This is a genomic window from Domibacillus aminovorans (assembly GCF_001643235.1).
Lineage (GTDB): Bacteria > Bacillota > Bacilli > Bacillales > Domibacillaceae > Domibacillus > Domibacillus aminovorans.
Genome location: NZ_LQWY01000066.1, coordinates 1 through 14,809, shown reverse-complemented (window position 1 = coordinate 14,809; position 14,809 = coordinate 1). Strand labels below are relative to the sequence as shown.

Sequence of the window (14,809 nt, the reverse complement as noted above, 5' to 3'; positions counted from 1 at the left end):
TTCCTCGTAAACTTCTTACGATAAGGATAGCGTTTTTTCGTTTTTGGGGTATGAATTTAACTTAGCTTGATGGGCATGTGACGCTACCCCTATATCAACTAATAAACACTCATCATAAATTAAACTAATATCCAAACTTCTTTGAGGTTTTGTTCCCCTGGGAATTATCATTGCCGTTAGCAATGTTTGTGCTATTCTTTCCTATGGGTTGTTGGTTCGAGGGAATAAGTAATCAAGGGCCGTTTCTTCTGCTTCCAATCAAAGCTGGAGAAACGGCCTCCTCGTTTAAAATAGTTTAACAAGTTCATCGAAGGTCTCAATTGCATAATCATATTCATTTACTTGTCCAAATCCATACTTGGCGTAGACAAATGGAATACCGGCGAATTGGGCTGCCTTTCGATCCCCTTCCGTGTCACCCACATAGACAGGTTTGGTTAAGTGATTTCGTTCCATGATTAATTTAATATTTTCTCCTTTTGAAAGACCCGTTCTCCCTGGATTTTCATAATCTGTGAAGTATTTTTCTAATTGATGAAACTTGTAAAATGCTTCAATGTATCCATCCTGACAATTGCTTACAATGAAAAGCTTATATTTCTGTGAAAGAATCCTCAATACATCTTCTACTTGGTCAAAAAGAACCCCGCCCTGTTCTCCTAAAAATGTATTTTCTACTAGGCAGCTTTCTTCTAAAAATCGATTCCGTTCTTGATCATTTAAGTCCGGAAACAGTTTTTTTCCTATCTCGGGAACTTGAAGTCCCATGACACTCTGAAGATCTTCCTTCGTTATGTCCCTGTTGATTTGCTTGTAATCCTTCATCAAACTATTCCACGCCAGCAGGACCGTGTCTGTTGAATCCCATAATGTCCCATCTAGATCAAAAATTATGCTGTCCATATATTTAAACTCCTTAAACTTATTTCGTAATTTCGATCTTGTTAATTTTTCATATTAAGTGAAATGTTTTCTTACTCCATCCTTTAACCATTTCGCTGTCAATGTCTCTGCATTTAACATTTCTTCTGGTGTACCTTCTAATATAATTTGTCCACCTTGTTTTCCTCCTCCTGGACCCAATTCTATTACCCAGTCGCTCGCCGCTATAAAGTTTAGACTGTGTTCGATTATTATGACAGAATTACCTCTGTTTACGAGATTTTGAAATACGTCTAAGAGTTTTTCATTATCTTCTGTGTGTAGTCCTAAGGATGGCTCATCTATTAGGTAGATTTGTCCTTCTTTTTGTAAGTGGCTTGCGAGTTTTAGACGTTGGATCTCTCCTCCGCTTAGAGAACTTGTCGTCTGTCCTAAGGTCAGATACCCTAATCCTACGTCTTTTAGCGTATGCACTCTTTTTATGATCTTAGGTATTTTAAAATAATTAATAGCCTCGTCTATTGTTAAATCTAAAATCTCTACTATATTTTTATCTTGATATCGATATGACAGTGCTTCGTCTGAATATCTCGTACCGTCACATGCTTCACAAGCGATTGTCACCGGATCTGCAAATGCTACGTCTGGCGTTAGGACTCCTTTTCCTTTGCAGATAGGACATGCTCCTGAGGAGTTAAAGCTGAACAAACCTGCTGGTTGTCCTGTTTCTTTTGAAAATGTTGCGCGAATATCATCCATTATTCCCATATATGTAGCTAGGGTCGAACGATTGGAGATTCCTATGCCGCCTTGTCCTACCATTATGGTTTCTGGATATCTTTCTGTGAACGCTTCCAACATTAAGGAGCTTTTACCTGAACCTGATACTCCACATATAGAGACTAAGACATTTTTAGGAATATTTACGCTTATATTTTTTAAGTTATTGTTACTTGCTCTGTTTATTGTAAAATAACTTTTTATATCCCTTGGATTTTTATTTATTTTTAGCTTGTGGTTTAGGGCTGTTGCGGTGGGAGAGTTTTTTAGTCCTTCTAATTTTCCTTGATAGACAACTTCTCCTCCATTTACACCTGCTCCTGGTCCCATTTCTATTATTTCATCCGCTACTTTTATTACTGATAGATTGTGTTCGATTACGATTACAGTATTATGTTGGTCTTTTAGCCTTTTTAGCATTTGTATTAACATATCCACTTCTTCTGGATGAAGTCCTGCACTTGGTTCGTCGAAAATGTATGTAATATTGTTTAGACTGCTCCCTAAATGACGAGCGATTTTTACCCTTTGAGCTTCGCCACCGGACAGGGTGCCCATTTTTCTTGATAGACTCAAATATCCTAGTCCCATGTCGACTAGTTGTTTTACATGTGGGATTGCTTGTTGTGCTATAGATTCTCCCATAGGATCTTTTATGTTCTTTAGTTCTTCTAGTATTTCTGGAAGCTCTAATTGATCGTATTCTGCGATATTCAGGCCATTTATTCTACATTCTAATACCTTTGGGTTTAGGCCTAAACCTTGGCAGGTTGGGCATAATGAATGTGTTGACACTGCTAAGACGTCATCTTGGGATACTTGTTTTAGTTTTGAGATGTCCCTATTTATATAAAGACGCATAAATCGAGGCAACAACCCATCCCACTCCGCGTTTTGAGCTCCATGTTTTGTGTGAAACGGTGCATAGGCTCTTTCACCTTCTCGGGGACCATATAATAGTAGGTGGAGTTCTTCTTCTGAGTAGTCCTTTATGGGTTTACCTGGATCGAATAATCCGCAGGTCATCATCCAATTACCTTGCCAACCTGAAGGCGATAATGGCTTAAATTTCACTGCATAATCTCGAAGTGACTTATCGTAATCGATAATCTTATTTAGGTCTGGCGCAATTACCTCCCCATATCCACCACATTCTGGACATCTACCAAAGGAACTTTGGCTCGAAAAATCGTTGGCAAAACCTATTGATGGATTTCCTATTCTCGAGAACAAAAGTCTAATTAATGGATTTATATCCATATAGGTGCCTACTGTTGAGCGGGAATTGCCTCCTATAGGTCTTTGCTCTACTACTATAACCGGGCTTAAGTTTTGCATAAGATCGGCGTGGGGTCTTTCGTACCTTGGCATTTGATTTCTGACATAGAGAGGATAGTTCAAAGTCATTTGTCTTCTACTTTCTGTTGCTAATGTATCGAATACAACTGAGCTCTTTCCTGAGCCTGAAAGACCTGTAAATACGATGATTTTTTCTTTTGGTATGTTTAAATCTACATTTTTTAAATTATGTTCTTTAAGCCCTCTTAAAATGATTTCATCTTTTATTTCTGACATTTTGTTATCCTTTCTGATTTTATTTTTATCTACTATGCTTCTTTACAATTTCACAAACTTTTTTTATGATCGAGCTGCTTAGGCCCTCTTTATTCAAATTATTAATAAACGATTGAAATTTGAATTGTTGATAACTTTGATAAGGTGTAGTTGCCCAATCTAGGCATGATTCGACTTTGAAGATAGTTCTGATACACTTTTGCTGTCTGAATGCCACTACTGTTTTTCTTTGTTATAAACCAATCGCCCAAGTACTCTTTATATAGGGTAGTAGATGGCTCAATATACGTACTTGGGTGTTTTTGCACATCCCCCGAAAAAGGGGAATAGCACCCTGGCATTCACTTAATGTCGGGTGCTAATGTTTCATGATAATAAAGTTGTTTAAAAAATATAGTCGATTAAAAAATAATAAAGTCGTTTAAATCTATAGGTTATACAACAATCGCGCCCGATTGCGATATATTGAAAAATGCTTATGAGCTGCAAAAATAACTCTACTTGTTTATAATACTGCTCTAGCTGCTTCTAATGCTGCTTCATAATTTGGGTGGTCTGTTGATTCATTTACATACTCAACATATGTTACTTTGTCGTTTGTATCAACAACAAAAATAGCACGTGCTAATAAGCGAAGTTCTTGGATAGCAACACCATATGCTTCACCGAATGAAAGATCACGATGATCTGATAATGTTTGTACATTCTCAATACCATTTACTGCACACCAACTTTTCTGTGCAAACGGTAAATCAGCGCTAATAGTAAGAACCTGTACATTACCTAATTTAGAAGCTTCTTCGTTAAAACGACGTGTTTGTGCATCACAAACAGGAGTATCAATAGATGGTATAACAGAAATTAAACGAACTTTCCCTTTTGACTCAGCGAGTGTAGCAGGTGATAAGTCATTCGCTAGTACTGTAAACTCAGGAGCTTTATCTCCAACCTTTACGTCGTTTCCTATTTGTGTTACTGGATTTCCTTTCCACGTAAAATTAACCATTTTTAATTCCTCCCTTAAAAATATGTACAGTGCAAATATAGCTCAACTATTTAGAATCATCAATTTATTCTGTGTATTATTTTAAGTTTTTTGTCATTGTTGTCAAAATGACTGCTTCATTAACGAAAAAACTGCCAAGTTGAATAACTTAGAGATTCGATTCACCTTCTAATAATTCTTTCTCCTATTCAAGAATATGGCCCGATTATCATCTTGCGACAAAATTTTCGTTCGATCATGGCTGCTTTCACGATTAAATATGCCATATCGTTCCCTCCCTATTTTTCGTTAAGTGAAAATAGAAAAAGAGATGCCAATATACAAGCATCCCTTCTCTATTTAGCGTCCATCCTTTTTAAAATTAGTCACCCATGCTCCGCTCGCGCCCAATGTAATAGCCGATTGCCGATTTCAAGACCTTTACTTTGCTAAACGGTTTCTTTTTCGAGTTTTAAATTAGTGACGGATGATTTCATCAGCAGTCACCCCTTTTAGAAATTTTGAGGCCGTTCTTCTGCGTGATTGGTAAGTAGAAAGAGTCGTTCTTGTGCTATTCCACTCAACCACTTTTTTTGAAAGCTCACACTCGGCCTTTTTCAATGTAATATACGCTTCCTTTCCTCTCTTCAACCGATGTATTTGCTGTTCCATCTTGGAATCAAACAATACCTTATGCACATCTGTGTTGTCGCAAAGAAGAAGATACACGTCTACTCTGTTTTCCATTTTTTCAAAGGTGACCGGAATATAAATCTCAGTCTCTTTTTTCGTTTCTTGATCAATTTGATAAAAATGATTCAAAACATTGCATTTGATCCCCTTCTTACAAACCAAACTAAGCGCCATCCCTTGAATGATAAGTGATCTTACCCCCGTCAAGTAGACACCTTTAAAAAGCCTACATCGCCTTTCTTCGAAATTGAATTGGAGAAAGGTTCTTTAGTTTCTTTTGATATCTTGCTTTGTTATAAAATTGTATGTATTCATCTATCGCTTGCTCAACCTCAGAAACCTGGCTAAATGTTAAAAGGTGAAAGCATTCAGCCTTTAAATGGCAAAAAAAGCTTTCGATACAGGCATTGTCAAGGCAGTTTCCCTTTCTGGACATGCTTGCTCTCATTTGGTGCTTCGCAAGAAGGTGATGATAAGCACGAGAGGTATACGTCACACCTTGATCACTATGGAGTAGAGTCCCCTTGACTTTCCGTTTTTGGACAGCTGCTTTCAGCGTATCCCGCACAAGTTGAAAGTCATTATACCGGCTTAATTTGTAAGACACCACTTCATTATTATATAAATCATAGATAACCGACAAATAAAGGCGCTTTTGATTAAAGGGAAGATAAGTAACATCAGTTACCCATTTCTCATTCGGACGAGTGGCGTGAAATTCTCGATTTAAATGATTCCCTGATACAACACAAGCTTCTTTTTTGCCATAAAAAGTCCTCTTCTTGCGAATCCTCGCTTAGATCCCAAGCACTTTCATGAGTCTGTAGGTTCGTTTAAGTATCTTTCTCAGCCAAACCGTTATTCTTCGGTAACCAAAAATTCCTCGATACTGATTGAAGATCTCAACGATCTTCTTTTGCAGGGCTTGGTTCTCTACTTGTTTTTTAGAAAGGTTCTTTCCGTTCTTGAGCCATTTATAATATTCACTTCTTGAGACCCCGGCAATTTTACAAAGAAGGGCAATCGAAAAACAAGCAGACATGTCTTTAATAACTTGATATTCAAGGGTTTTAGTTCTTTTTCTTATCTCTCCTTCCTGGCTTCTAACAGCTTTTTTAAGTAGGCTACTTCAGCTTCTAGCCGTTTAATCTTTTCTTGATCCGAAGGATTCTTTGGTTTTCTTCCTACAAGACCGCGCTTTTCTTTTAAGCCATCGATTCCCTCTTGTTTATAAGCCTTAACCCATCTCACAATTTGAGACGCGTCTACATTGAATTTTTCAGCTACTCGCCGATACCCGCCCATTTCACCTGATAAATAGAGTTCAACTGCCTGTAACTTAACCTCTACAGAATAAGTTTGTTTTCTCCCCATACAAAAACCCCCTCCAAGTAGATAGTAGCGTTGCTTTCTTAGAACTGTCTACTTAAAGGGGAGCATATCATGTATTTATGTTGCATGCGTTCAGTAATGTTGATTTTTTCATTTAACATTTAATTTATTATCGCTTAAATTTCAATAAATTATCTAACTAACACATACAACAAAAAAATCATTGCTATTGGAGAAAAAGATAATATTTTTTTACAACTGCAGAATCTACGAATGTTTTAACAAGATAAAAAAGGATTGATCCTACAGTAGTTAGCACAGTAGCCGTTATTAAAAAGTAAGAGAATTCATCATAAGGGAGATAAAACAAAGATAAGCTTGTGCCTGTTATCACCCCTACAAAAAGATAAAAAATTATTCCTGCTCTTTTTTTATGCTTAAATGAAATGATCATAAATAAAAGAGTTTCAAGGCCATAAGCGACCATACATATGACAGTTACTAAGATAATAACAACAAGCGCGCTGAATAGAAAACCATACCAGCCAGACCAACTCCCGGCTCCAAACCCTCTAAAGAAAAATACGTGTGCATAGATTAATGCAAAAACTAATGTTGCTCCAAGTGCTGAAAATAAATTAAAATATCGTGTCATTTCTTTACCTCAATGTTAAATTTATCTAATAATATTTTATCATTTTCTTGAACCAACCTGCCATTAACTCAAGAATGCGCATTACAAAAATCTCTTCTGATTGCACTCAAAAGATATTGCCAACCGCCCTTTTTAAAATGATCTTCAAATTCCTCATATTTTATTTATCTTCTATTTTCAGCTCAAATATTTCACCATCCAGGTTTGTGCTGACCTTCCACATATCTGATTGATCATCGTATTGGATGTTCTTGATACCTACTATTATTGGATTTATTTCATCCGATTGTTCCTTTGTCATTTCTATGGCCTTCATCACAATTTCAGATTCTGACATATCAGCCTCTTTAGGTTTATATTCCGGGAGAACCTCTACACTGTCTGCTATACCCTGACCAGGTAAAGATTCCATAACGGGATGACTGGATTCGATTTTCACTCTTTGCCCCGCCTTCAGATCTGATGCATTTGGATACTCATAATAAGTTGCTGAATAATATTCTTTATCCGTATTCGGTTCAAAACCTGAATAAGGCTCAGTTAATACTGCCAGAAACTTATTTCCCTGTACAGAAGCAACATAATATTCATTTGATGAAGGCTCACGGGGTTCTGTAACACTATTTTCAGAACAACCGCTTAAAAGAACTGCAGCCAATAGAAAAGTGACTAAGGGATACCTACTTTTCATGCGATTCACCTTTCTGATTTTCGGGATACAGAAGAATACCCCCTAAGTTTAAAAAACTATTTAACTATTTTTCACTTTCGCATTGATTTTGCTCTTAAAAATAATGACCTTGAGATCACAAAATAACCAAATGTAACATAATTCCTATTATGTTGTATTGGTATTGTAAGTATAAATTTTATATTTCACCCTATTTCTTTATATATTCTATACTGTTTAATCTATTATGGCTGATATCCTTGCATCGAAATAAAAATGAAGAAGATAAAGTAAACAATTCCAACGGGAAAAATACTAATTAAAAGGGCTATTCTTTCCCTAGTCGTTTTAGATTTGTGTAGCCATAAACCATATCCCCATAGAATCATAATGAGCAGTGGCATAGTCAAGAATGGTATATAACCATCGACAAAGGCCGTATTTTGATCCCACCGTACATCGATCGGTTGACCTTGAGATTCTGCCCATCGTTTTTCTTTTTCTGAAAAAAACACATAAAAAAGAATACAGTAATAGAAAAATATTCCTAACACTGAGCATATAAATAATCTCACAAGAATTCTCCTTAGTTCTTCTTTTCGATCCTGCTTCTCTTCTACTTTAACTCAGAACACTAAAAATTGATTATTTTAATTCTTACTTTCCAAAAGCACTGAGTTATAAAATGTTTTCCATTCAAACAAATTTTTAAATTTCAGTTGCTGGTTTAATAGTTTTAAAATCCTCATATTCATTAAGATCCTCGAAACCGATATGCAATTTCCATTCCCCAGCCTTTTTCACAAGATGCAGAGGCACCTGAATAACACTACCATCCTTTAACGTTAACACGGCCACAACCTTTGCCGTTTCTTCTGTCACATCTTTTACTTCTTTAATTTCATACTCTTTTAAGGCTGAATGCTTGTCCGCTTCCCTATACATCTTAACTCTCTCTTTCAAATCAGGGAAACGCTTATCAATGACCTTATCTGCCATTTGTTCATATTCTTTTGCCTTGTGTAACTCCAAATATTCTGTTGCAAACTCTTTTGGAGAAGAGCTTTCCTGCGCCATTCCGTCTGGTTGCTTGAGGATTTTAAAATCCTTATCAGGAGCATTAATTCCTCTATCTATATATACTTTCCATTCTCCACCTTGCTTGAGAAGACGCAGAGGCATTTGCATGATACTTCCATCGTCAAATTCTAATACAGTAACGACAAAGGCCTGGCCTTCTTTCGGTTCTTTTAACTGTTTGATTTCATAGTTTACTAATGACGGGGAATTTGCGTAAATTTGTTTGTATCCAGCAATTTCGGCTTGCCGGTCATTCCTAAAACGATTATCAATTGCCATATCCGCTATACGCTCATAATCCTTCGCTTGGTTTGCCTCTATGTACTCTTTTATAAACTCTTTTGGAGAAGTACTTTCCTGTTTCTCAGAATCTGCTAAGAAAGGAACAAACGCGAAGGCCATTATTATTGTTATTATGCCTGCTACAACAGCAATTTCTTTCACTCAATACCCACCACCCAACCATTTTATCCTTATATTAACACTTAGGGATAAAATAGATAATGGGTTTCACTTAATCTACATAAAAGTAGTCAGCAAAATTTGTTCAGTCGTTTGATATGCTCCCCTCCAAGTAAACAGTACCGTTACTTTCTTGTAACTATCTACTTGACAGGGGTCAGATCATGTTATTATGTTGCATTTAGAATTTCTGAAAAAGTCGTTACCTGAGGTCTTTGATAATATAGATTTAAACTATTAAAAACCTATAGCTAACACAGAGAAAATAATATATACGAAAAATTTTCGATCACATTGAGATTATAAAAATGGAGGAAAAGAGATGAAGAAAGTAATTGATATGATTGAATCAAGTTCAAAAGCGACAGGTGTTTCGTTGCTTGAATTAAAAAAAGTAGAAAAAGAACTTGGTTTACTTTTTCCAGATGAATTTAAGGAGCTCTATTTAGAAACAAACGGAGCAAAGTTTGGTGATTGGACGTTGTTTCCAGTTCCAACTACTCAAAACACAGATTTAGCAATCGATATTGTAAAACAAAATCAGAAGAACAGACCGGAAAAATTACCAAGTGACATGATTTGTATTGCTGAAAATATGAATGGAGATAAGCTATGTTACCGTATTCGAAAAAGATTTATGCAGGAGCAAATCTATCTTTGGACTAAAAAAACCGGCAAAACCGATAGTAAATCATTAACATTAGGCCAATTTATCGATTGGTTTGTACCAAAAATAAATGCTAGTAAGCCCCAAATCGTTGGTGATTTTACAGTAGAAAGTGGAAAGTTAATTATTACGGATCCGTGTTATCCGGTGGAAAAAGAAGCAGAGTTGCAAGTCCAATTATCCAATGTGAAAAACGGGAAGTGGACGGCAACTATCTCTCACACGGACGATGATGTGGTTGAAAACTTAGTTGTGTTTTATGGTGAAAAGAAACCTAGTGGGAATTGGCATGATTGCGATAAGCTGATTGGCGTTGACTCTGCCCAGGCTGGAATATTTGATTTCGCTTTTTTCGGAAGAGATGAAGCGATTTCATATGAAGTTGAAAATGTATATGACATTAAGATGGACGAAGCTGGATTAAAATATTACGTTGCATGTTCGGATGTAGTTGCTTCTGATGCACAGGGAGGAATTGTTCCAGGTGGTGCGATTGCAATGTCAGGTTACGGGGATGGATTGTATAAAGTGAAAGTGAAATATAATATTTCCAAGGAGATAGTGGGTGTGATGATAGACTTTAGTGTTGAAGATTAATCAGAGTGCTTCAAACTAAAATGAGCAACAGAGAAAAAAGAAAATAAGCGAAGAAAAGGCCTAACGGAAGGAAATTTTTTATTCCTTACGCCGGCCTTTTCTTTATCCGAAAGTAACTTAATTGCCATTATGTTGCATTCGATCAGAAGCGTTGACCTTTTTACTTTAGTTTCACTACATGTTTATATATAAAGTGTAAAGTCCAATTATTAAAAGTGGTAATGCCGAAATAGTATAAACAGCAGCTTTGAACTCAATTTTTTGGACTGCGAGAAACACCAATGATCCTAACATAGTTAAAATAAGCAGGTTGGGGAAAAGCTCTCCTTCAGCAAGGAATTCCATAATGCCTCCGCATACTATACCCAGGCTCAAAAAGACTAAATAACTTTTTGCTGTACTGTATTTTTTCTTTTTTATTAAAAATAAGCAGGCAAGACCTAAGAGACCAAATACATAGCCATAACCAGAAACATATAGAAGGACAACATAAAAATAATCTAAGCCCATGGCGATTATGACTAAACCTAACGTTGTTACTGCAATAGCACCTCCAGAGCCTTTCAGATAATTAATCATGCCAGCACCTCAGTTAATTTATTTTGTATCAAAAACAAGCTGACTCCTTTTATGTTGCTTTTAGTATAATTCTTTATAAGAGTTCAATTTTTTGATGTTTTGTAAAAAGATCTTCTCTTGTTCAGTCGCTTCTGCTGTTGATTTTATTTTGTGTTTTTTATTTTTCTCATCAATGATTACATACTGTTCTTTACCTAAAATATAAGCTAAAGAATCTTTTTGCTTATAATCAGCTACTTCTTTTAAAATTATCTCCTCATTTTTAAATAACTCATATTCAGTATTAACTTTACTAATTACATATTCATCGTTACCAAAAAAAGCAACGTCATCTCTATTGGGACCAATAGCATAAAACAGAATAAATATTGAAATTATAAAAGTAAGAATTCCAAAAACAATAAAAGCTCCTAATACACCTATACCTAATACCTTATTTATTATATTATTCAAGACTTTATCTCCTTAGCTTTCTCCCAACTACTTTAACATAATTTAGTAAATTTAAAAGCCCTGGAATTTGATCAAAGGCTTTTTAACGTAACATAGTTGCTATTATGCCGTATTGATTGAAAATGATTAAAACTCTAAAAAACCCTAACAAAACACAAAATATAGTTTATATTGAAAATAAATGAATTTTTTTGAACCCTTTAATAAAGGTGGTGATTTTTTGCATCGAAAAAAATATTGGCTACTAATGCCACCATTTTCCCTAATAATATTGTATTTATTTATTCATTATCCTCAGAGGATAGATATTGGATTTTTTGTAATTGCCTTGTTCTGGATCTTGTATTATGGGTGGATATTTATTGAAAAACTGTTGAAGCAACGAAGGGAAAATTAATCATTTTTTATTTTTTACAGGTTATTCATATTCCATACAGACTGTCAAAATATGAGCGGCCAAAAAACGCCTCGGATCTTTAGATTCCGGGGCATTTTCAATACAACATAATTACTTTATGTTGTATTAATTAATTCCTTTTAAGTGAATGATGAACTCTTGCAGGTATCAACATAAAAAGATCCACCTTATGTTAAAATGGATACAAAATTACAAAAAGGGGATTATTATGAAATCTAAATTTTTCTTCGTATTTTCAATTATTACTTTCATAGGTTTATGTGTCGCTACTTCAACTTTCATTTCAAATGCTCAAAGTACTGCCAACACAAAGCTATCAAGTAAAAATTATGATACAAGCAACAGTCCTATTCAAGCTGAGGAGGATTCATCAAGTATAGAAACTTCCGTTCAGTATTACGACGAAAATAACGAACCTATTTATCCTTATACTCAAGAAGAATTAAACGAGCGTGAAAAACAAGCAGAGGCCCGCCATCAAGCTTTTGAAAGAGCAAAAGGTACGCTTACTAACTAGCTTCAAGCAATAAAAGAAAAGAATGTTGAAGGCGTATTAGATTTAGTAATCGACGAACGCTATGAGGATGTTGAACTGCAAAAGAGATTGAATACTTACTTGCGCAGCAATTAAAATTAAAAGACGAAAACAACAATCAATAAGCACCATCACCTTTATGTATGAGAAAACCAAGCCGATTGCTTTTTTCTTTGTAATTCTATATTTTTACTAAACTGTCGAAAATTAGATTGAAATCGAAACTTTTGTCCTGTATCCTTTGACAAAAGGGAGGACTTTCATATGAAAAACAAATTAGGTTTATCTGCATTAACTTTGTTATTAAACGCCGGCTTAGCAGCGTGCAGCGATGACACAGAACCTGGTGATCCGCCACCTATCGAAGAATCGGAAACAAAAGAACTTGCTACAACCAAAAACGACAATAAAGATGATCCAAATACTATTACCGACGAAACAGTAACTTATAAGACGATAAAGAAGAGTAAAGCCACCGAGCCTATTACATCCGGCCCGTTCACCTTGTCATTACAATCAACTTCTTCGTCTGCTGAATTCACCGGTGAAACAGCGGAGTTTTACGGTATTAAAAACATCAATTATGTTCAAGTAATTATGGATATTGCTCATACAACCGAAGCTACAGACACCTTCCAAGGCAGATTCATCAAAATTATAACGAATACAGGCGAGCATATTGATCCAGATATTACGTTCTCGGACATGATCAATGGTGAAGTTTATGGGAAAGTGGATCTAACAGGATCATATGTGTATGTTTTGCAAAACTCACAGCCCGAAGATATTAAATGGATACGGGTTTTGATTGATCCACCTCATGATGAAAACAAAAGTGAGATTGGCGAACCGTTCGACATTCGTGTTGATTTTCAATAAATACCACCACCTTTACGTATGAGAAAGCCAAGCCGAATGGCTTTTTTAGAATTCTATATATTTACTAATTTGGTGAAACTTATATTGAATACACAACTTTTGTAATGTAAACTAGTATGAAAATATACATATAAAAGGAGGTTATACACTTGGGTAAACTTTTTAAATTGGGTTGTTTTGGTTTAATCGCTCTAATCATTATCATCATTATCATCATTACCTTTGTAGCAAATGGCGGCGATGACGCAACCGCTCCGACATCATCGACTGGAACAACAACAGAAGCGCCGGCAGAAACATCCGAACCTGCTCCAAAAGGTGTCCTCACCCAAGATAAATTCGACCAAATTAAGGACGGAACGTCTTATGAAGATGTCGTTGGTATCATTGGTTCAGAAGGTGAGCTCCTTTCCGAAACAGGCGAAGCTGGCACTGAGATCCATACGAACATGTACCAATGGACATCCTCTGACACTGCATTCGGTAATGCTAACTTCATGTTCCAGGGCGGTAAATTAATCAGCAAGGCACAAGCAGGGCTTGGTAAATCAAGCGATGTAAAAATTACCGCTGAGGAATTTAACAAGATCCAAAATGGCATGAGCTATGCAGAAGTACAAGAAATTGTCGGCGGCGCTGGTGAGCTAACATCTGAAATAGGTAGCGAAGGTGACCAATTCCACATGACCATGATTACATATTACGGTGATTCACTTGGAGCTAATGCAATACTTAGCTTCACGGCTGATAAACTAGATTCAAAAACGCAATTAGGATTAGAATAAATTTACGACTCTGCTCACGCAGGGCTTTTTCTTTTGTCTCATTAAGGACATATGTTCTATATGAGGCAAATGTATATATTGAAAGGAAGACGAAAATTTTGAAAAAAGTATTTGTTATCCCAATATCGATGGTTATTGCAATTGCTGTAGATTGAGAGCTACGTATTAATGGAAGAAGACATCGTTTTAGTAGTTCCAAAAAATCATCGATTTTCCAATAGAACAACAATTGATTTAAAGGAAGTAGCTTCAGAATCATTTATATCACTTGCAGGATACGACGAATACAAAAACACGGTTAAGAAGCTGTTTCAATCTGCCGGTTTCAACCCAAAGGTGATCTTCGAAGTAGACTTTGATCTATTAATTGAAATGTTTCAACTCCAAATGTGTGTAGGGTTAATTCCGATAACGCTTTGCGAAAAATATCATCTGAATTATGTTAAAATTTCAGATCCTGAATCTAAATTTATTGTCGGTTTATCATGGTTAAAAGACAGATACATCTCAACTTTTGCAGATGAATTCAGGAAATTTATCATGACTTACTACAATAATAATCATAATTATTAGATCTTAGTGTGACTAGAACCACTTTTGACTCATCGCATAAAATGTATCCCAATTCGTTATATAACAGTCGTATTCTACTATCCTCCCTCAAAAAGCCTTATTCAATTATATGGCCCGTTTGCTGAACAAGAAAAAATCCTGTATATCACAGGATTTTTGATCAGACTTTATCAGATTTTCAGGCGAGAATACCCCCATCTTCAAATACG

The 14,809-nt window shown here is 35.7% G+C and carries 19 protein-coding genes; 5 read left to right on the top strand and 14 right to left on the bottom strand.

What is annotated here, in order from left to right; all coding sequences use genetic code 11:
* Positions 1-285: 285 nt before the first annotated feature.
* From AWH49_RS15815 to AWH49_RS15770, 12 genes are all read right to left on the bottom strand, one after another.
* The gene (locus AWH49_RS15815; RefSeq protein ID WP_018393124.1) at positions 286-903 is read right to left on the bottom strand and encodes an HAD family hydrolase; all 618 of its coding nucleotides are present in this window, start codon (positions 901-903) and stop codon (positions 286-288) included.
* A 54-nt stretch (positions 904-957) separates the two neighbouring features.
* Positions 958-3,237 (bottom strand): excinuclease ABC subunit UvrA, encoded by a 2,280-nt coding sequence (locus AWH49_RS15810; protein WP_063966520.1) that lies wholly within the window; start codon positions 3,235-3,237, stop codon positions 958-960.
* A gap of 101 nt (positions 3,238-3,338) precedes the next feature.
* Positions 3,339-3,578 carry a tyrosine-type recombinase/integrase gene (locus AWH49_RS21400; protein ID WP_082862904.1) on the bottom strand — a complete coding sequence of 80 codons (240 nt, stop codon included), beginning with the start codon at positions 3,576-3,578 and terminating at the stop codon, positions 3,339-3,341.
* A 164-nt stretch (positions 3,579-3,742) separates the two neighbouring features.
* Positions 3,743-4,243, bottom strand: a complete 501-nt coding sequence (gene tpx / locus AWH49_RS15805) for a thiol peroxidase (RefSeq protein ID WP_063966519.1) — start codon at positions 4,241-4,243, stop codon at positions 3,743-3,745.
* A gap of 456 nt (positions 4,244-4,699) precedes the next feature.
* Positions 4,700-5,122 carry a hypothetical protein gene (locus AWH49_RS15800; protein ID WP_063966518.1) on the bottom strand — a complete coding sequence of 141 codons (423 nt, stop codon included), beginning with the start codon at positions 5,120-5,122 and terminating at the stop codon, positions 4,700-4,702.
* Positions 5,123-5,141: 19 nt separating this feature from the next.
* Positions 5,142-5,705, bottom strand: a complete 564-nt coding sequence (locus AWH49_RS21395; protein WP_094777190.1) for an IS3 family transposase — start codon at positions 5,703-5,705, stop codon at positions 5,142-5,144.
* A gap of 6 nt (positions 5,706-5,711) precedes the next feature.
* A complete protein-coding gene (locus tag AWH49_RS21390; protein WP_094777189.1) occupies positions 5,712-5,957 on the bottom strand; it encodes an IS3 family transposase in 246 nt (81 codons plus the stop codon).
* 41 nt (positions 5,958-5,998) lie between these two features.
* A complete protein-coding gene (locus AWH49_RS15790) occupies positions 5,999-6,289 on the bottom strand; it encodes a helix-turn-helix domain-containing protein (RefSeq protein ID WP_063966517.1) in 291 nt (96 codons plus the stop codon).
* Positions 6,290-6,473: 184 nt separating this feature from the next.
* Positions 6,474-6,902, bottom strand: a complete 429-nt coding sequence (locus tag AWH49_RS15785) for a hypothetical protein (RefSeq protein WP_063966516.1) — start codon at positions 6,900-6,902, stop codon at positions 6,474-6,476.
* Positions 6,903-7,062: 160 nt separating this feature from the next.
* Positions 7,063-7,593: a DUF3221 domain-containing protein gene (locus tag AWH49_RS15780; RefSeq protein ID WP_063966515.1), complete on the bottom strand. Its 531-nt coding sequence runs from the start codon at positions 7,591-7,593 to the stop codon at positions 7,063-7,065.
* Positions 7,594-7,817: 224 nt separating this feature from the next.
* On the bottom strand, positions 7,818-8,147 hold the full coding sequence (locus AWH49_RS15775; protein ID WP_063966514.1) for a hypothetical protein: 330 nt from the start codon (positions 8,145-8,147) through the stop codon (positions 7,818-7,820).
* Between the two features lie 133 nt (positions 8,148-8,280).
* Positions 8,281-9,096, bottom strand: a complete 816-nt coding sequence (locus AWH49_RS15770) for a nuclear transport factor 2 family protein (RefSeq protein ID WP_063966513.1) — start codon at positions 9,094-9,096, stop codon at positions 8,281-8,283.
* 340 nt (positions 9,097-9,436) lie between these two features.
* Here AWH49_RS15770 and AWH49_RS15765 point away from each other — a divergent pair, with 340 nt between their 5' ends.
* A complete protein-coding gene (locus tag AWH49_RS15765) occupies positions 9,437-10,378 on the top strand; it encodes an SMI1/KNR4 family protein (RefSeq protein WP_063966512.1) in 942 nt (313 codons plus the stop codon).
* A gap of 174 nt (positions 10,379-10,552) precedes the next feature.
* Here AWH49_RS15765 and AWH49_RS15760 read toward each other — a convergent pair whose 3' ends face one another.
* Both AWH49_RS15760 and AWH49_RS15755 read right to left on the bottom strand, forming a co-directional pair.
* Positions 10,553-10,957, bottom strand: coding sequence for a hypothetical protein (locus AWH49_RS15760; RefSeq protein ID WP_063966511.1), 405 nt, complete (start codon positions 10,955-10,957; stop codon positions 10,553-10,555).
* A 60-nt stretch (positions 10,958-11,017) separates the two neighbouring features.
* Positions 11,018-11,410, bottom strand: coding sequence for a hypothetical protein (locus tag AWH49_RS15755; RefSeq protein WP_063966510.1), 393 nt, complete (start codon positions 11,408-11,410; stop codon positions 11,018-11,020).
* Positions 11,411-12,036: 626 nt separating this feature from the next.
* Between AWH49_RS15755 and AWH49_RS15745 the strand changes: the two genes are divergently transcribed.
* From AWH49_RS15745 to AWH49_RS15730, 4 genes are all read left to right on the top strand, one after another.
* Entirely contained in the window at positions 12,037-12,345 is a 309-nt protein-coding gene (locus AWH49_RS15745; protein WP_063966508.1) for a hypothetical protein, read from the top strand.
* 282 nt (positions 12,346-12,627) lie between these two features.
* Entirely contained in the window at positions 12,628-13,242 is a 615-nt protein-coding gene (locus tag AWH49_RS15740) for a hypothetical protein (RefSeq protein WP_063966507.1), read from the top strand.
* Between the two features lie 149 nt (positions 13,243-13,391).
* Positions 13,392-14,027, top strand: a complete 636-nt coding sequence (locus AWH49_RS15735) for a DUF3862 domain-containing protein (protein WP_063966506.1) — start codon at positions 13,392-13,394, stop codon at positions 14,025-14,027.
* Positions 14,028-14,177: 150 nt separating this feature from the next.
* On the top strand, positions 14,178-14,600 hold the full coding sequence (locus AWH49_RS15730) for a LysR family transcriptional regulator substrate-binding protein (protein WP_342341794.1): 423 nt from the start codon (positions 14,178-14,180) through the stop codon (positions 14,598-14,600).
* Positions 14,601-14,809: the final 209 nt, after the last annotated feature.